Below are 18,984 nucleotides of genomic sequence, written 5' to 3' on the forward strand. Positions count from 1 at the left end.
GGGGACACAAAAGCGAAAATGCAACAGAAAGCCATTTGCTAAAATTGAGAGATAACTACTGGGCGCGCAGCTTTTTCGTGTGCCCCTCATTTGCGCAATGTAAGGGTGTCGTATGATCACAATTGACGGTAATGGCGCGGTAGCTTCGGTGGCATTTCGCACCAGTGAAGTTATCGCCATCTACCCTATTACCCCGAGTTCCACGATGGCAGAACAGGCTGATGCCTGGGCCGGAAACGGCTTGAAAAACGTGTGGGGAGATACACCTCGCGTAGTTGAAATGCAGTCCGAAGCTGGCGCTATCGCGACTGTGCATGGCGCTTTGCAAACGGGCGCACTCTCTACATCGTTTACATCATCGCAGGGTTTGTTGCTGATGATTCCGACATTGTACAAACTGGCGGGCGAACTGACACCGTTTGTACTGCATGTGGCGGCGCGAACCGTCGCTACTCATGCGCTCTCTATTTTTGGCGATCATTCAGATGTGATGGCGGTGCGCCAGACCGGTTGCGCCATGTTGTGTGCGGCAAACGTTCAGGAAGCGCAAGATTTCGCCCTCATTTCGCAAATCGCGACACTAAAAAGCCGTGTGCCATTTATTCATTTCTTTGATGGTTTCCGTACTTCCCACGAGATCAACAAAATCGTTCCACTGGCCGACGACACTATTCTTGAACTGATACCGCAGGCAGAAATTGATGCTCATCGCGCCCGTGCGCTGAATCCGGAACATCCGGTGATCCGCGGTACATCCGCCAATCCTGACACTTACTTCCAGTCTCGTGAAGCAACTAACCCATGGTACAACGCAGTTTACGACCATGTTGAACAGGCAATGAATGATTTCGCCGCCGCTACGGGTCGTCAGTATCAGCCTTTTGAGTATTACGGTCATCCACAGGCAGAACGGGTGATAATCCTGATGGGTTCTGCTATTGGCACCTGTGAAGAAGTGGTAGACGAATTGCTGACCCGTGGCGAAAAAGTTGGGGTGCTGAAAGTTCGACTATATCGTCCGTTTTCCGCCAAACACTTACTACAAGCACTACCGGAGTCCGTACGCAGCGTAGCGGTGTTGGATCGCACCAAAGAGCCGGGTGCCCAGGCAGAACCACTCTATTTGGATGTGATGACCGCGCTGGCAGAAGCCTTTAATAATGGCGAGCGTGAGGCATTGCCTCGCGTCATTGGTGGGCGCTATGGTCTGTCTTCCAAAGAGTTTGGCCCGGACTGTGTGCTGGCAGTATTTGCCGAACTTAACACAGCCAAACCAAAACCACGATTTACCGTGGGTATTTATGATGATGTGACCAATCTGTCACTGCCATTGCCAGAAAATACCCTGCCAAACTCCGCGAAGCTGGAAGCCCTGTTTTACGGTCTGGGCAGTGACGGCAGCGTTTCCGCGACCAAAAACAATATCAAGATTATCGGTAATTCCACCCCGTGGTATGCACAGGGGTATTTTGTATACGATTCCAAAAAGGCCGGTGGTCTGACAGTTTCTCACCTGCGTGTGAGCGAGCATCCAATTCGATCCGCGTATCTGATTTCACAAGCTGACTTTGTTGGCTGCCACCAGTTGCAGTTTATCGACAAATATCAGATGGCAGAACGCCTGAAACCTGGCGGTATTTTCCTGCTTAATACTCCGTACAGTGCCGAAGAAGTCTGGTCGCGGCTGCCGCAAGAAGTTCAGGCGGTGTTGAATCAGAAGAAAGCTCGCTTTTATGTGATTAATGCAGCGAAAATTGCCCGTGAATGTGGACTGGCAGCGCGCATTAACACCGTAATGCAGATGGCCTTTTTCCACCTGACGCAAATTCTGCCTGGCGACAGTGCCCTGGCTGAATTGCAGGGCGCAATTGCCAAAAGCTACAGCAGCAAAGGTCAGGATCTGGTGGAACGCAACTGGCAGGCACTGGCGCTGGCGCGTGAATCCGTGGAAGAAGTCCCGTTGCAACCGGTAAATCCGCACAGTGCGAATCGGCCACCGGTGGTTTCCGATGCAGCGCCTGATTTCGTTAAAACCGTCACCGCTGCAATGCTCGCCGGACTTGGCGATGCCCTCCCCGTTTCGGCGCTACCACCAGACGGCACATGGCCAATGGGCACAACGCGTTGGGAAAAACGCAATATTGCCGAAGAGATCCCCATCTGGAAAGAGGAACTCTGTACCCAATGTAACCACTGTGTCGCCGCCTGCCCACACTCCGCTATTCGCGCAAAAGTGGTTCCGCCGGAAGCAATGGAAAACGCCCCTGCCAGCCTGCATTCGCTGGATGTGAAATCGCGCGATATGCGCGGGCAGAAGTATGTGTTGCAGGTCGCACCGGAAGATTGCACCGGCTGTAATCTGTGCGTTGAAGTTTGCCCGGCGAAAGACCGTCAGGATCCTGATATCAAAGCCATCAATATGATGTCGCGTCTGGAGCATGTGGAAGAAGAGAAAATCAATTATGACTTCTTCCTCAACTTACCAGAAATCGACCGCAGTAAACTGGAACGTATTGATATTCGTACATCGCAATTGATCACACCGCTGTTTGAATATTCTGGTGCTTGTTCCGGTTGTGGCGAGACGCCGTATATCAAATTGCTTACTCAGCTCTATGGCGATCGAATGTTGATCGCTAACGCCACCGGATGTTCGTCGATTTATGGCGGTAACCTGCCATCCACACCGTATACCACTGATGCAAACGGTCGTGGTCCGGCCTGGGCGAACTCACTGTTTGAAGATAATGCCGAATTTGGCCTGGGCTTCCGCCTGACGGTCGATCAGCATCGTGTCCGTGTTTTGCGTCTGCTGGATCAGTTTGCCGATAAAATCCCGGCGGAGTTACTGGCAGCATTGAAATCAGATGCCACGCCAGAGGTTCGTCGCGAACAGGTTGCCGCGTTGCGCCAGCAACTAAAGGATATCGCTGAAGCTCATGAACTGCTGCGCGACGCTGATGCGCTGGTGGAAAAATCAATATGGCTGATTGGTGGCGACGGCTGGGCTTACGATATCGGCTTCGGTGGTTTGGATCATGTATTAAGTCTGACGGAAAACGTCAACATTCTGGTACTGGATACGCAATGCTATTCCAATACCGGCGGTCAGGCGTCGAAAGCAACCCCTCTTGGTGCAGTAACGAAGTTTGGTGAACACGGCAAACGCAAAGCGCGTAAAGACCTCGGCGTCAGTATGATGATGTACGGTCATGTTTATGTGGCGCAGATTTCTCTCGGTGCGCAACTGAACCAGACAGTGAAAGCGATTCAGGAAGCGGAAGCGTATCCAGGGCCGTCACTGATCATTGCTTACAGTCCATGTGAAGAGCACGGTTATGACCTGGCATTGAGTCACGACCAGATGCGCCAACTCACCGCAACCGGCTTCTGGCCGCTGTATCGCTTTGATCCACGTCGTGCCGATGAAGGCAAACTGCCACTGGCGCTGGATTCACGTCCACCATCAGAGGCTCTGGAAGAAACATTGCTCCATGAACAACGTTTCCGCCGTCTGAATTCGCAACAGCCAGAAGTGGCGGAACAGTTATGGAAAGATGCCGCAGCCGATCTGCAAAAACGCTATGATTTCCTCGCGCAAATGGCGGGGAAAACGGATAAAAGTGGCACCGAGTAGAGTAACAGGGTAAGGATTATCCTGAACAAAAAAAAGCCCGAATGAAAGTTCGGGCTTGTCTTTTTATTTGTTGGGAAATAAGTAATCGTAGCAATGCCCCAACAGAAAATAATATCTGTGACAATAAAGGCATATAACCCGCGCAGAATAACGCATCACTTTTTAAATGTATAATTTTTATTTTATATGTATCACCACTAAAACATTCATCAAACTTATTGTCATTTCTCAAGAATTATTTGATTAAGGTTTTACTTAAGACGTAACAAATGATACTTATCGGCTAATGGAACTTTTCCTTTAGGATGTTTTCACTTCCCGAACAGGGAAAGAAAGGCAAATAAAATAACTAAAGGATTTTTTCAATGAAAAGCAAAGTACTGGCACTCTTAATTCCTGCCCTGCTCTCCGCAGGAGCTGCTCATGCGGCAGAAATTTATAATAAAGACGGCAATAAATTGGATCTTTATGGCAAAGTTGATGGTCTACATTATTTTTCTGATAGTTCAGCGAAAGATGGCGATCAGAGCTATGCACGTCTTGGTTTTAAAGGCGAAACACAAATTAACGATCAACTCACTGGTTATGGTCAGTGGGAATACAATATTCAGGCAAACAATACTGAATCATCAAAAAATCAATCCTGGACTCGTCTGGCATTCGCCGGGTTGAAATTTGCTGATTACGGTTCTTTCGATTACGGACGTAATTACGGCGTAATGTACGATATAGAAGGCTGGACCGATATGCTGCCAGAATTTGGCGGTGACTCCTACACGAATGCGGACAACTTTATGACCGGTCGTGCTAATGGCGTAGCAACTTATCGTAATTCTGATTTCTTCGGTCTGGTTAATGGACTGAACTTCGCTTTGCAATATCAGGGTAACAACGAAGGCGCGAGCAATGGTCAGGAAGGTACGAATAACGGACGTGATGTTCGTCATGAAAATGGCGACGGCTGGGGTCTTTCCACAACCTACGATTTAGGTATGGGCTTTAGTGCGGGTGCAGCATACACCTCCTCAGACCGCACCAATGATCAGGTTAATCATACTGTGGCGGGTGGCGATAAAGCCGATGCGTGGACTGCCGGGTTAAAATATGATGCTAACAACATCTACCTGGCAACCATGTATTCCGAAACACGTAATATGACGCCATTTGGCAACAGTGATTACGCCGTTGCGAACAAGACCCAGAACTTTGAAGTCACCGCCCAATATCAGTTTGACTTTGGCCTGCGTCCGGCAGTGTCTTTCCTGATGTCTAAAGGGCGTGACCTGAACGCTGCTGGTGGTGTTGATAATCCAGCCGGTGTTGACGATAAAGATCTGGTCAAATACGCAGATGTTGGCGCGACATATTATTTCAACAAAAATATGTCAACCTATGTTGACTATAAAATTAACCTGTTGGATGAAGATGACAGCTTCTACGCTGCCAACGGTATCTCTACCGATGATATTGTCGCTTTAGGTCTGGTTTATCAGTTCTAATCCTGCCTGCCCGCCTCTCTGGCGGGCTTTTTCTACTTATTGAATCCTGCTTAATCTAAATTAAAAATGTGAACTCCGTCATTACACAAAAAGTGTCATCTGGCGTTACACTTTATGCGGATACTAAAACAGGAGGTTTTATGAACAGAACGATTCTTGTCCCTATCGATATTTCCGACTCAGAATTAACTCAACGCGTGATTAGTCACGTTGAAGCCGAGGCAAAAATTGATGATGCAGTGGTTCATTTCCTGACGGTAATACCTTCGCTGCCCTACTATGCCTCTCTGGGTTTAGCGTATTCCGCAGAGTTACCGGCAATGGATGACCTGAAAGCGGAAGCCAAATCGCAACTGGAAGAAGTCATTAAAAAATTCAAACTGCCGACTGACAGAGTGCATATCCATGTTGAAGAAGGTTCGCCAAAAGACCGCATTCTGGAAATGGCGAAAAAGATCCCTGCTCATATGATCATCATTGCCTCCCATCGACCGGATATTACCACCTACCTGCTCGGCTCTAACGCCGCTGCCGTAGTACGTCATGCAGAGTGTTCAGTGCTGGTCGTGCGCTAATAACTAACGCCCGCACGTCGCTGCGGGCTTTTTGATTCATTTCGCAAATGTGCTGACATTTTCCCCTCTAATCCGTACCATACACGCCACTGTTTTTATATCAGACTTCTGCTGTCGGATATCCCGGCATGATGCATACTCTTCTGATGCCATATAATGAATTGAGCTACTATTAAATGTTGCAAAATCAAGAAATTAGTAAGAAAGAACAATACAACCTGAACAAGTAAGGGCAAAAATCACAACTCTCTGACTCATAAGTATTTTACTTATTTTTCAATGTGTTAAACATCATCAGCGACAACAATAAGCTACGATAACCCACTCTTTTTTTGCCCCTTTTTTGCCCCTTTTGCAGCGCTTTGCCCCATTTTTGCCATCAACAATTCTCCTCATAAAGTCATTTCAAAGCCTAATAGCTGCCCTAATTTTTTCCTCAATACCACATCGCCAGCAGGAAACAACCTAATCCCTGTGTTGGGCCCACAAATGCTAATGATAATCATTTTCATTTTGCATGGCTTATGCTATAAAACATAGCTGTTGCTATGTTTGTTCTAATTTTGCTCACTATAGGTACTAAATTATGCACTCAATAAAAAAAGTAACCATGCTCTTGGGGTGCCTCGCCCTCACCTGCTCGATCGCATTTCAGGCAAGTGCAACTGAAAAATTCAAGGTCATTACAACATTTACCATCATCGCGGATATGGCCAAAAACGTGGCTGGAGATGCTGCAGAAGTCTCATCCATAACCAAGCCTGGTGCAGAAATTCATGAGTATCAGCCTACCCCTGGAGATATTAAACGTGCGCAGGGGGCACAACTGATTCTCGCCAATGGTATGAATCTGGAATTGTGGTTCCAACGCTTTTACCAACATCTCAATGGGGTTCCAGAAGTAATTGTCTCTTCGGGTGTGACGCCAGTAGGGATCACCGAAGGACCCTATGAGGGCAAACCTAACCCCCATGCCTGGATGTCGCCAGATAATGCTCTGATTTATGTCGATAATATTCGTGATGCGTTGATAAAATACGATCCGGCAAATGCACAAACGTACCAACGTAATGCCGATACTTATAAAGCCAAGATTACCCAAACCCTTGCGCCCCTGCGTAAGCAGATCACGGAACTCCCTGAGAATCAGCGATGGATGGTCACCAGTGAAGGGGCATTTTCTTATCTCGCACGCGATTTGGGGCTAAAAGAGCTTTATCTGTGGCCGATTAATGCCGATCAACAAGGAACACCGCAGCAGGTACGTAAGGTTGTTGATATGGTGAAGAAAAATCATATCCCGGCAGTCTTTAGCGAGAGTACGATTTCCGATAAACCAGCGCGTCAGGTTGCGCGTGAAACCGGCGCGCACTACGGCGGTGTGCTCTATGTCGATTCCCTGAGCACAGAAAACGGCCCGGTACCTACGTATATCGACCTTCTGAAGGTTACTACCAGTACGCTGGTACAGGGAATTAAAGCCGGGAAAAGGGAGAAATAATGATGCAATCTGCGGGCATTGTCGTTAATGATGTTACTGTCACCTGGCGTAACGGGCACACAGCACTGCGCGATGCATCCTTCACAGTACCAAGTGGATCTATTGCCGCTCTGGTTGGGGTAAACGGTTCCGGAAAATCGACGTTGTTTAAAGCGATTATGGGATTTGTGCGTCTGACCAGCGGAAAGATATCTGTTCTGGGTATTCCCACGCGACAGGCGCTACAGAAAAACCTGGTTGCCTACGTCCCTCAGTCAGAAGAGGTTGACTGGTCATTTCCTGTACTAGTGGAAGATGTGGTGATGATGGGCCGCTATGGGCACATGGGTATGTTGCGTATAGCCAAAAAGAGGGATCGTCAGATTGTCACCGATGCGCTGGAACGTGTCGATATGGTGGATTTTCGCCATCGACAAATCGGCGAGCTTTCCGGTGGACAAAAGAAACGCGTCTTTCTGGCGAGAGCGATTGCACAGCAGGGTGATGTGATCCTGCTGGATGAACCTTTTACCGGCGTTGATGTGAAAACCGAAGCGAAAATCATCAGCCTGTTGAGGGAGTTACGCGCGGAAGGCAAGACGATGCTTGTCTCAACGCACAATCTCGGCTCAGTCACGACATTTTGCGATTATACGGTCATGGTCAAAGGCACCGTCCTGGCAAGCGGGCCGACAGACACCACTTTTACAGCCGAGAACCTGGAGCTGGCTTTTAGCGGCGTACTGCGCCATGTCACACTTAACGGCTCGGAAGAAAGCATTATTACTGACGATGAACACCCTTTTGTGGCACATCGACCGTCAGCGGTGCAGAGGGAAGCAAGATGAACGTGCTACTGGAACCCTTCAGCTATGAATATATGCTCAATGCGATGTGGGTCTCGGCGATGGTCGGCGGTCTCTGCGCTTTCCTGTCATGCTATCTGATGCTAAAAGGCTGGTCGCTGATTGGCGATGCGCTGTCGCACTCTATTGTCCCGGGTGTTGCGGGGGCATATATGCTGGGGCTTCCGTTTTCTCTGGGAGCCTTCTTTTCCGGCGGACTGGCAGCGGGCAGCATGCTGTTTCTTAACCAACGCACTCGCTTAAAAGAAGATGCCATCATCGGCCTGATCTTCTCCTCCTTTTTTGGCCTGGGGCTGTTTATGGTGTCATTGAACCCGACATCCGTGAACATTCAGACCATCGTCCTGGGCAATATTCTGGCAATCGATCCGGCGGATATCCTGCAACTCACTATCATTGGCATTCTCTCGATCATCGTGCTTTTTTTCAAATGGAAAGATCTTATGGTGACCTTTTTCGACGAGAATCACGCTCGTGCTATTGGATTGCATCCGGGCAGATTAAAAATCCTCTTCTTCACCCTGCTGTCGGTTTCGACCGTTGCGGCGCTGCAAACGGTTGGTGCCTTTCTGGTGATCTGTCTGGTGGTGACTCCCGGTGCAACAGCATGGTTGTTAACCGATCGTTTTCCCCGCCTGCTCATAATTGCTGTAACTATTGGCAGTGTAACCAGTTTCCTCGGCGCGTGGGTCAGTTACTTTCTGGACGGCGCGACAGGTGGAATCATCGTGGTGGCGCAGACACTGCTGTTTCTTTTAGCATTTGTATTTGCGCCCACCCATGGGCTTTTGGCAAATCGTCGGCGTGCGCATAAAGCGCTGGAGGATCGCTCATGATGGCATTATTACTGGAGCCACTGCAGTTCACCTTTATGAGTCACGCACTGCTGATTTCACTGGTAGTTTCCATACCCTGTGCGCTGCTGTCGGTCTTTCTGGTCCTGAAAGGTTGGGCACTGATGGGTGACGCGATGAGTCATGCGGTTTTTCCTGGCATCGTGCTTGCCTGGATTCTGAGGTTACCTCTGGCTACAGGGGCATTCGTCGCCGGAGTATTCTGCGCGGTGGCGACGGGATACCTGAAAGACAACAGCCGAATCAAGCAAGATACAGTGATGGGGATTGTTTTTTCTGGCATGTTTGCCGCAGGTCTGATCTTGTATATTGCAGTCAAACCAGACGTACATCTTGACCATATTCTTTTCGGCGACATGCTCGGGGTAACCATCGGCGATATAATCCAGACGGTGATTATTGCCGGGCTGGTTACACTTGTTATTAGCGTAAAATGGCGGGATTTTTTGCTGTTCAGCTTTGATTATCAACAGGCGCAGGTAAGCGGTTTGCATACGAGATGTCTGCATTATGGGCTGCTGTGCATGGTCTCTCTGACCATTGTGGCGACGCTGAAAGCGGTAGGTATCATTCTCTCCATTTCTCTGCTCATTGCGCCTGGTGCCATTGCGGTACTCCTGACACAACGCTTTCATATTGCGCTCCTACTGGCGATTGGCATATCGGTAATAGTGTCAATGACTGGTGTCTGGTTGTCCTTTTTTATCGACAGTGCACCAGCTCCGACGATTGTCGTCTTATTCGCGGTTGTGTTCATCATGACGTTCACCGTTACCAGCATCAACGCACGCACAAAGGGAAACACCCATACACAGGATTTGTCATCACCCAATTAGCACAACATCCGAGGGCAGCATCGTCCGCTGGCCCACAGAAGTCCGGAAAGTCATGGAAGGTCGTTGTTGGGAGGAGGTACAAATTCTCTCATGCAAAAAATACGTAAAATCGATAATAGCTGGAAATAATTCAATACATGCACTCTCGAAAGTGCATCAGCCAACCGCAGAACGTTATTGCATACAACGTTTCTGCGGCATAATCCCAATGATTACTCCCTGACAGGGTTCGTAGGCCACTCAATATCAGGTGCAGTTGATGTATCAACACGGTTCAGCAGCATCCGATACTTTTTCCAGGCTTCCAGCAACGGGGTTTCTTCCTCCGTTGCATATACAGCTCACCTTTTTTCACCCACGATTAACCAACAGCCAGACCAGCAGACACGCCACCACCGACACAGCAAAATCCATCAGGCTTGCCACATCCCATGCACGTGTATCAAAACCGCCCCACCACGGCATATTCATTCGCTTGCCATGCCCGAACATTTCGATCCAGCGATATTCTGCCTGGGTGTGTTCACGCGCAATGAAGAACGTACAACCGGCTATCGCCCCGTAAGCCCAGTTCCCGGTAAAAAGACCAATCAGTAGCTGCGCAGCCACAGCACAAAGCGCATGAAGGAAAGGTGTTATATCCATTTTCATCCTACCCAATAAAACGGGGCGCTCGGCCCCTTAATATTATTTAGACGCAAGCGCCGCCTCAATTGCAGATAATCTTTGTCTTAATTCTGCGTTTTCTTCTTCCAGTGCTGTTATTCTGTCGTCTGACTCTCTGGCTACCTGAACAAGCAAGCCAGTAACACCAGAATAATCTACTGTGTAATAACGTTCACCTTCTTCACCTTCCGATCCGCTCGCACCGTCCTGATATTTCATTGCGGAACCTACAACTTCTGGGATTGCTTCCAGAGCTTCCTGTGCAATGACACCAGCATAGGGCATACCGTTTTCTTTAAGCGTGTATGTATAGCCGTTCATTTTACGGATGCGGTCGGTTGCATTATCGATCACCTGAATGTTGTCTTTCAGATCCCGGTCGGAATGCTGGTTAAATGCGGTGGCATGACATGCACCATTAACGCTTAACATATAGGTGTTATCGGTATTTTTCTGCGCATAGAACATATAAGCGCCACCATCAACACCGACTTCATAAACAACAGGACGGCTGGAGTTGCCCCACAATTGAGCAGTAACACCAGCATAAGCGGTTCCCTGTGTGTTTAATGTCATGGTTGACCCATGATTGGCATATTTGATCTGTAATGTGTCGGTGTAATCAAATTTAATAAGCGCGTTACTTCCACGCTTGCTGTATGACATAAGGCAGTTACCCATTTTGAGGTATCCGCTGTCACCGGGAAAAATCATCGTACCGCCATAAAGGTTGGTAAAGTCCCAGCAAATGTTTGTCCCGTTATCGTTCAGGTTAAGGCGCGCCATTGCGTTACCTGGACTGTCTATCCATTTTTTGAGGTATAGTTCGCAATACGCATCCTCAACACCTGCCGTCCTGTGAGTTGAGCGGAGTTTTCTCCCAAATATAGCTCCGCTAGTTGGCAATACCTGCTGATACCATGAAACAGACCAGTCACCAACGATTTCATCTTTGCTGTCTACATATAATTTTGTTGCGTAGCTTCCTTGATCGTTTTTTAATTTGCTAACGTCGGATTTTAGCGTTTTGATGTCATCAGGAATTACTGTCGATGTAGCCATTTTTCTTCCTCACATCCAGCCACGAAGTTGATGCTCAACAGCAACCACGTATTCATCGAATAATGACGATATTTGCGAATCATTAATGATGCGCACGTTTACAAAATATCCGTCTTCCTTAACACATACCGGTTCGCCATCTTCAGTCAGTTCTCCGGTTTCTTTGTACACATTACCTATCACGTCAATAAGAATATCATCCTGCATCGACTCGTCATCATAATAGCCAGTGCTATCCATAAAGGCCGAAAAGTCGGCCCTGTCGGCAAATTTGAGTGTTAAATCTTTCATTAGATTGACTCCCCCACCTGAGCATCAGTCAATGCCTTGTGCCATATTCTGAAATTCCTGACATGACCAAATAAATGACGTAACCCGGCTGTAGTCTGGCCTCCAATACGGATAATTGCGGTGTTCTGAATACAGGACCATGTGGTTTTTGTTTCGCTGGATATATGCCCGTTACTTACTGAGCACGTAGACTGCTCTGACTTTACACGCATCCCCATAACCATTTTTTCAAGCGATGCGTTTTCGTTTACCCGTCTGTTAGCTCCTCCAATATCGCAATAAGGAAATCCGTCGTAATCTGTTGAACGACCGAAGCCAAGAATAATAGCCGCTCCGGTTTGATGACCGCCGGTATCAAAAACACGTGGCGCTGCATTTGGCGTTTTATACCAGTTCTTATGTACCTCACAAAGAACCGTAAAAGGAAGATTATAAAGATTATTCTTAATTGGAACTGTAACTATATCGCTTGCGCGGGTCGCCGCCGTCGCTCCTGATATAATAAAAGATGATACACAAGGCCCATCTTCTACTTGTGGGGTGGCCAGATAAATATAGTCACCAGATACGGTTGCCCCGCTCTGCTTAGGAGAATACTGTATCTGAGAGCCTATTTTTAACTCCCCATCAATTGCCTGAATTGTTGCCTCTGCAAAAATCCATCCGGTAGCTTCGTCCTTTCTGACTCTCGCTGTAATTCTTGAGGCAGCACCGCCTGTCATATTAATTTCAAGCGTTTGTGTATCAATATACGCATCACCAAGAAAAGTTGTTGCGCTACCGTCATATTTATCAAACCGGATACGCAACCTTACCTGCAGTTCTGTTTTAAAACGACATGAGGTTGTCACGTGTTTATTATCGCCTGAGACATCAACTGACTTTGTTGCAGCAATTGATGCCATATTAATGGCTGAGGTTTGCCCAATCAGAGAATCGTTACAGACAAACTTTCCATAGGTAAAACCAAAATTATCCGTCCCTGTTTCGGGCACATCCATATTTGACGATCGCCCCCAACTGGCAGGGCTTTCCGAATTGAGCATGTAGTTTGTTCTTTGCCCCTCAATAAGCAGGCCATCACGTTCAAATCGTGGCTCGTCAATGGCAGCCTCTGTCAGCACACCAGATTTGTTAATATAGGTTGCTTTCGATGCACGTTTAAACTTAACAATCTTGTCGCTAGGCATCGTTATTTCATCGTCACCAATAACAATTTTTTTATATGACGGCGAAAAGCCCGTAATCATATCCAGCGAATCGTTAAATGGTATCCACACATCAGGCAGCGGCTGTAAGACATATTTATACGGCTCCGCAGCCTGGCTTGCGTACTCTCTGGCTGCATCTTCGCTTGCTTTAGCTGCCGTCTGGCTTGCTGCCGATGCTTTCGCTGAGTTCGCAGCCGCTGTTTCGCTCACCTTTGCGTTGGTTTCACTGGTTTTTGCTGCTTTTTGACTGTTAGCTGATGCAGTGGCAGAAGCAGCCGCCGCGCTTGCAGAACTGGCTGCGGCACTCTCGCTTTGGGCCGCTGCATCCTGACTGCTTTTCGCCGCAGTTTCACTGGCTTTGGCATTCGTTTCGCTGGTCCTCGCTGCCGTCTGGCTGGACTTTGCGTTAGTTTCACTCGTCTTCGCAGCTTTCTGGCTGTTAGCCGCAGCAGTTGCTGATCCAGCTGCTGAAGTCGCAGAACCGGCTGCCGCGCTCTCGCTTTGGGCTGCTGCAACCTGGCTGTTTTTTGCCGCAGTTTCACTGGCTTTAGCATTCGTTTCGCTGGTCTTCGCTGCCGTCTGGCTGGACTTTGCGTTGGTTTCGCTCGTCTTTGCGGCTGTCTCGCTATTTTTCGCGTTGGTTTCTGATTTTTTAGCTGCTGTTGCGGAGTTTGCCGATGCAGTCTGCGAGGCCGCTGCCGCCTGTGCGCTGTTAGCTGCATTCGTTTCTGAGGTTTTCGCCGCGTTCTTCGATGATGCCGCTGCAGTTTCGGATTTCTTTGCCGCCGCTGCGCTCTGAGAGGCGGCTTCAGCGTTGCGTGCCGCTTCTTCCACCATTTCCTCAAAACGACGCAATGCCTCCGGCATGACATCATCTTCCGTCATGGCACCGAGAAAATCATTCAGCGTACCTGGTCTGGAACCTTCATAGACGGTAATGGTTCCGGCATGTGAAGGCGGAAAACCTTCAACAAGCAGGATAACGCTGTACTGGCCATACTCAACATCCATGCTGTAACGCCCGGCTTCATCCGGATTTTCAGAGGCCACCGTGTTCACCAGTACCGTGGTGCTGTTACGCTTTGCCTTCAGTTGAATAGTGCAGTTCTGTATTGGTTTTCCCGCACCATCTTTCAGCACACCTGAAATCTGTACTGCCATACTCACTCCACAAATAAAAAAGGCGCCATTTCTGGCACCCGTATTGGGGTTATAAATATTTCAACGGATACTGATACCGGAAGCAGCTTTTTTGGTCACAATCACCGTACAGTCTGTGATGTTACCTGCGCCCTGATTGCCTTTCTGGAAAATCTTAAACTCCAGAGTGACGTTACCACCACCACTCGGCATATCAATAACCGCACTGTAACTACCGGGAATGGCTCCTTTAGTTTCTCTGGATGCGATTAATACGCCATTTTTGCGAACTTCAAAACCATAACCCGTGTATCTTGTACCTCCCGGGTTATTACCACTTCCCGGATCGTCATACGCCACACCGTTAAAAATAATGGGCGGAATAATGATTTGGCGGTCAAAGTTATGATCATCGTAAATGGTGACTGTAACCGTCCCGTTTGGTGTTTCCGTGTTACCCCACGTACCAGCCTTTTTCGGGAATGATTTGGATACAGTTTTAACGAAGTCACCTCTGACCTGGTTCGCCTCCAGCATGCCCTTAATCGTACAGTTTTCATTTACCGTGACATTATTGAGCGTCCCGGAGTTCGCATTCACGTTACCGCTGATATCAGCATTTCTCGCCGTCAGCCGCCCGTCCGGTGTCAGGGAAAATGCCGGAGGATTACCGCCGCTGGTAATGGTGGGAGCCGTCAGATACTTCAGGAACACGTCGTTCATGAATATCTGGTTGCCCTGCGCCACAAACATCGGCGTTTCATTCCCGTTTGTCGGGTCAATAAATGCGATACGGTTAGCGGCAACCAGGAACTGGCTCAGTTTGCCTTCCTCCGTATCCTCCATGCTGAGGCCAAGCCCCGCGACATAATGTTTGCCGTCTTTGGTCTGCTCAATTTTGACGCCCCACATGGCATTCCATTTATCGTTGGCGTCCTTCCACTCTTTCGAAAACTCCTCCAGTCTGCTGGCGTTATCCTCCGTCAGCTCGACTTTTTCCAGCAGCTCCTTGCCGAGATGGGATTCGATTATCTTGCCTTTGAAAAAATCCAGGTAACCTTCCGCATCATCGCTCGCCCGACCGACAGCCTCCACGAATGCCGATTTGCCAACAGTATTCACACTGCGGATATAAAAGTAATAATCATGGCCCGGTTTGATATTGATACTGGCGGCTATCCAGTACAGCGCCGTACCAAGATAACGCGCGCTTGTTTCAACCTGCCTGATATCCGCAATCCGCTTTTCCGAGAACCAGAACTCAAACTGTACCGTCGGATCATAAACCGCAAGATGCGGCGTGGCGGTTATCTGAAAATAGCCCGGCGTCAGCTCAATCCTCGACGGTGCTGCCGGTGCGGCAATCCGGAACGATACCGACGCCGGATCTCCCTGCTGCCCCCACGCATTTACCGCCCGGACTGTCAGCCTGTAGTTCCCCAGCGCCAGTTGCGTGAAGCGGTATGTGGTTTCCGTCGTCCGGGCCGTGCTGACCAGCCGCTCACTGCCGTCATCCGCTGTTACGGTCAGACGGAGCAGGAAGCTCACGCCCTTCACCACCTTCGGTGTGTCCCATCGCGCCAGCACCTGATATTCCCCGCTGTCTGCAGTGACTTCTGCGGTCAGGTGCTGCACCGCTGGCGGCGTGACACCGTTCACCGTGCCACTCTGTTCGCCGTCAAAGTGCGCCCCGTTATCCACGATGGCCTCTTTTTCCGGCACATGCTGCACGGCGGTGATGGCATACGTGCCGTCGTCGTTCTCACGGATACTCACGCAGCGGAACAGTCGCTGGCGCAGCGTCGGCAGCTTCAGCCCCCATACGCTGTATTCAGCAACACCGTCAGGAACACGGCTCACTTTTACCTTCACGCCGTCGGTGACGGACTGAACCTCCACGCTGACCGGATTCCCCTGTCCGTCAACCAGGCTTATCAGCGTGGTACCGGAGGATGGCAGCGTGATTTCACGGTCGAGCGTCAGCGTCCGGGTCTGGCTGTTCACCGCCAGCACACGACCACCGGTGCTGATACCGGCATAGTCATCATCACAGATTTCAATAACATCGCCCGGTACATGGCGAAGCCCTTCTGCGCCCACGCTGAAGTCCACGGTCTGCGTTTCCAGCAGCTCCGTTTTAATCAGCCACAGCCCGGCGCGGTGTGCCTGCCCCCGGCTGGTACAGCCAAAGGCATCCATCTTCGTGACATTACGACCATAACGGGCAATGGCCTGCGTATCTTCAACAAGCTCTGTCGCCGTCTCCCAGCCGTTGTTCGGGTCAATCCAGTTCACCTCAACGGCATTATGGCGGTCCTTCAGGGCGCTGAAACTGTAGCGGAACGGCGCGCCATCATCCGGCATCACCACATTACTGCGGTTATAGGTCCACACCTTATCCGACGGCCGGTCCTGCACGAACGTCAGCGTCTGCCCGTTCCATACCGGCATACAGCGCATCGCCGAGCAGAAATCACTGAGCACATCCCACGCCTTACGCTGTGTGGTCAGGTACGCATTACAGGTGATGCGCGGCTCCGTGCCGCCAAAGCCGTCCGGCACCGACTGGTCGCAGTACTGGCCGATGACATACAGCGCCCATTTATCCACATCCGCCGCACCAAGACGTTTCCCCATGCCGTAGCGTGGATGGGTCAGCATATCCCACAGACACCAGGCCATGTTGTTGCTGTATGCTGGCTTAAACGTTCCGTCCCAGATACCGCTGTATTGCCGCGTCTGCGGGTTATAATTCGACGGCACCTGCAGAATGCGCCCGCGAAGATGATAATTACGGCTCACCTGCTGGCTGCCGAACTGCTCCGAGTCCACCTGCACGCCGACCAGTGCCGTGTTCGGGTAGCACTGTTTCACATCGATGATTTCGGTGTATGACGACCAGAGCGTTTTGTTCTGCAGCTGGTCTGTGGTGCTGTCCGGCGTCATCCTGCGCATCCGGATATTAAACGGGCGCGGCGGCAGGTTATCCACCACCACCGAGGCCAGATACTGCGAGGTGGTTTTGCCCTTAATGGTGATGTCTTTTTCCGTCACCCAGCCACCATTACGCTGTATCTGAACCAGCAGGCGAACTTCCGACGGATTCCGATCCCCCTTTGAGGTGGTTTCCACCAGTGCCTGCACACCGAAGGTAAAGCGCAGTCGGTCGATGTTTGCCGACGTGATGGCGCGGGTGATCGGCGTGTCGTATTTCACTTCCGTACCCAGCACCGTCTCGGAGCCGGAGGATTCAAATCCCTCCGGCGGAGTCTGCTCCTGCTCACCAGCCCGGAACACCACCGTGACACCGGAGATGTTGGTATTCCCCTCAGTGTCCAGCACCGGCGTACTGTTCAGCAGCACGCTTTTTAATCCATCCACCGGACCTTCAACCGGCCCTTCGCTGATGGCATCGATCACACTCAGCAGTTGCGTGGACTTCAGGTTGTCCTTCGCTTCGCGCGGGGTATGCCCCTTACTGCTTCCTTTACCCATTCGTCACGCTCCATAAATGACAAAACCGCCCGCAGGCGGTTCACATAAAACATTTTGCATCAGCGACCAATCACCACAACCTGACCACCGTCCCCTTCGTCTGCCGTGCTGATCTCCTGAGAAACCACGCGTGACCCCACGCGCATTTCCCCGTACAGAACAGGCAGAACATTGCCCTGGGCAACCATGTTATCCAGTGAGGAGAAATAGGTGTTCTGCTTACCGTTATCCGTTGTCTGTGTACGGGGAGTTCTGGCTTTCGGTGCCAGCATCTGCGCCACACCACCGAGCACCATACTGGCACCGAGAGAAAACAGGATGCCGGTCATACCACCGGCCCCAATGGCTGCCCCCCATGCTGCAAGGGTGGCTCCGGCGGTAAAGAATGATCCGGCAATGGCGGCAGCCCCCAGGACAATCTGGAATACGCCACCTGACTTGGCCCCGGCGACTCTGGGAACAATATGAATCACAGCGCCATCAGGCAGAGTCTCATGTAACTGCGCCGTTAATCCGGACGTGCTGACATCCTGCCCGGCAATCCGTACCTGATACCAGCCGTCGCTCAGTTTCTGACGAAACGCCGGGAGCTGTGTGGCCAGCGCCCGAATGGCTTCAGCCCCCGTTTTCACACGAAGGTCGATGCGGCGGCCAAATCGTTGTAAATCCCCGTAAAGGCAGATGCGCGCCATGCCCGGTGACGCCAGAGGGAGTGTGTGCGTCGCTGCCATTTGTCGGTATACCTCTCTCGTTTGCTCAGTTGTTCAGGAATATGGTGCAGCAGCTCGCCATCACCACAGTAAATGGCGGCATGATTCGGCACCGATGAACCAAAACAGCACAGCAGCACATCGCCCGGTTGTGCTGATGACAACGGCACCTGATACAGCCCTGTGGCCTCCAGATTATCCAGATAGAGATTCTGACCGTGACGCCACCAGTCATCCTCGCGATGAAAATCCGGCATCTCAATCCCCGCCAGATGATAAGCATCCCGGAACAGCGTGTAACAGTCCGTCACCCCGTGTTCAAAGCGCCGCCCGGTGAGATGCGGCACACAGCGGAACTTATGAATCGTCCCCCGGCAGACCAGCCACCACGGCAAATCACTCTGCACCTGCAGCCGCCGGTCGGCCTCACTCAGCCAGGGCAGACCACCGGGGTGGCTGTGGACCAGCGCCACAATCTCACCCTGCATCTCTGCCCGCAGCCAGTCCTCCGGCGACATCCGGAAATACGCCTCCGGCTCACCGGAGATATTCACGCAGGGAAAATATCTTTCCCCTTCCGGCGTTCTCACCACGAAGCCGCACGACTCCGCTGGCGCACATCGCCGGGCGTGCGCCAGAATCGCTGATTCTGTCTCTGTCAT

At 50.5% G+C, this 18,984-nt stretch carries 14 protein-coding genes and 1 pseudogene; 7 read left to right on the plus strand and 8 right to left on the minus strand.

Annotated elements, in window-relative coordinates; all coding sequences use genetic code 11:
• The first annotated feature begins 112 nt into the window (after positions 1–112).
• The 7 genes from nifJ to sitD all read left to right on the plus strand — a co-directional run bounded on the left by nifJ (position 113) and on the right by sitD (position 9,747).
• Positions 113–3,637, plus strand: coding sequence for a pyruvate:ferredoxin (flavodoxin) oxidoreductase (gene nifJ / locus A1WG_RS01655; RefSeq protein ID WP_000628247.1), 3,525 nt, complete (start codon positions 113–115; stop codon positions 3,635–3,637).
• A gap of 365 nt (positions 3,638–4,002) precedes the next feature.
• On the plus strand, positions 4,003–5,136 hold the full coding sequence (gene ompN / locus A1WG_RS01650; RefSeq protein WP_000837952.1) for a porin OmpN: 1,134 nt from the start codon (positions 4,003–4,005) through the stop codon (positions 5,134–5,136).
• A 140-nt stretch (positions 5,137–5,276) separates the two neighbouring features.
• Positions 5,277–5,711: a universal stress protein UspF gene (gene uspF, locus A1WG_RS01645; RefSeq protein ID WP_001516438.1), complete on the plus strand. Its 435-nt coding sequence runs from the start codon at positions 5,277–5,279 to the stop codon at positions 5,709–5,711.
• A 586-nt stretch (positions 5,712–6,297) separates the two neighbouring features.
• On the plus strand, positions 6,298–7,212 hold the full coding sequence (gene sitA, locus A1WG_RS01640; RefSeq protein WP_016242643.1) for an iron/manganese ABC transporter substrate-binding protein SitA: 915 nt from the start codon (positions 6,298–6,300) through the stop codon (positions 7,210–7,212).
• Complete coding sequence (gene sitB / locus A1WG_RS01635; protein ID WP_000983721.1) at positions 7,212–8,039, plus strand: iron/manganese ABC transporter ATP-binding protein SitB; 828 nt, start codon at positions 7,212–7,214, stop codon at positions 8,037–8,039. The genes sitA and sitB overlap by 1 nt, the downstream gene beginning before the upstream one ends.
• Positions 8,036–8,893 (plus strand): iron/manganese ABC transporter permease subunit SitC, encoded by an 858-nt coding sequence (gene sitC / locus A1WG_RS01630; protein ID WP_001101728.1) that lies wholly within the window; start codon positions 8,036–8,038, stop codon positions 8,891–8,893. The genes sitB and sitC overlap by 4 nt, the downstream gene beginning before the upstream one ends.
• Entirely contained in the window at positions 8,890–9,747 is an 858-nt protein-coding gene (sitD, locus tag A1WG_RS01625) for an iron/manganese ABC transporter permease subunit SitD (RefSeq protein WP_000968131.1), read from the plus strand. The genes sitC and sitD overlap by 4 nt, the downstream gene beginning before the upstream one ends.
• 212 nt (positions 9,748–9,959) lie before the next feature.
• On the opposite strand, the pseudogene A1WG_RS23950 reads toward sitD, so the two are convergent.
• The 8 genes and pseudogenes from A1WG_RS23950 to A1WG_RS01590 all read right to left on the minus strand — a co-directional run.
• Positions 9,960–10,079: pseudogene (locus tag A1WG_RS23950) on the minus strand (tail fiber assembly protein); the annotation flags it as partial.
• Between the two features lie 19 nt (positions 10,080–10,098).
• Complete coding sequence (locus A1WG_RS01620; protein ID WP_016242644.1) at positions 10,099–10,392, minus strand: hypothetical protein; 294 nt, start codon at positions 10,390–10,392, stop codon at positions 10,099–10,101.
• A gap of 42 nt (positions 10,393–10,434) precedes the next feature.
• A complete protein-coding gene (locus tag A1WG_RS01615) occupies positions 10,435–11,475 on the minus strand; it encodes a tail fiber domain-containing protein (protein WP_001405874.1) in 1,041 nt (346 codons plus the stop codon).
• Between the two features lie 9 nt (positions 11,476–11,484).
• On the minus strand, positions 11,485–11,766 hold the full coding sequence (locus A1WG_RS01610) for a hypothetical protein (RefSeq protein ID WP_000654143.1): 282 nt from the start codon (positions 11,764–11,766) through the stop codon (positions 11,485–11,487).
• Positions 11,766–14,138, minus strand: a complete 2,373-nt coding sequence (locus tag A1WG_RS01605; RefSeq protein ID WP_016242645.1) for a prophage tail fiber N-terminal domain-containing protein — start codon at positions 14,136–14,138, stop codon at positions 11,766–11,768. The genes A1WG_RS01610 and A1WG_RS01605 overlap by 1 nt, the downstream gene beginning before the upstream one ends.
• 60 nt (positions 14,139–14,198) lie before the next feature.
• Positions 14,199–17,612, minus strand: a complete 3,414-nt coding sequence (locus A1WG_RS01600) for a phage attachment tail tip protein J (protein ID WP_016242646.1) — start codon at positions 17,610–17,612, stop codon at positions 14,199–14,201.
• A 59-nt stretch (positions 17,613–17,671) separates the two neighbouring features.
• Positions 17,672–18,244 (minus strand): tail assembly protein, encoded by a 573-nt coding sequence (locus A1WG_RS01595; protein WP_000847641.1) that lies wholly within the window; start codon positions 18,242–18,244, stop codon positions 17,672–17,674.
• Positions 18,241–18,984 (minus strand): C40 family peptidase, encoded by a 744-nt coding sequence (locus A1WG_RS01590; RefSeq protein WP_024196610.1) that lies wholly within the window; start codon positions 18,982–18,984, stop codon positions 18,241–18,243. Before A1WG_RS01590 ends, A1WG_RS01595 begins: the two co-directional genes overlap by 4 nt.

The organism is Escherichia sp. KTE96 (assembly GCF_000408525.1).
Lineage (GTDB): Bacteria > Pseudomonadota > Gammaproteobacteria > Enterobacterales > Enterobacteriaceae > Escherichia > Escherichia marmotae.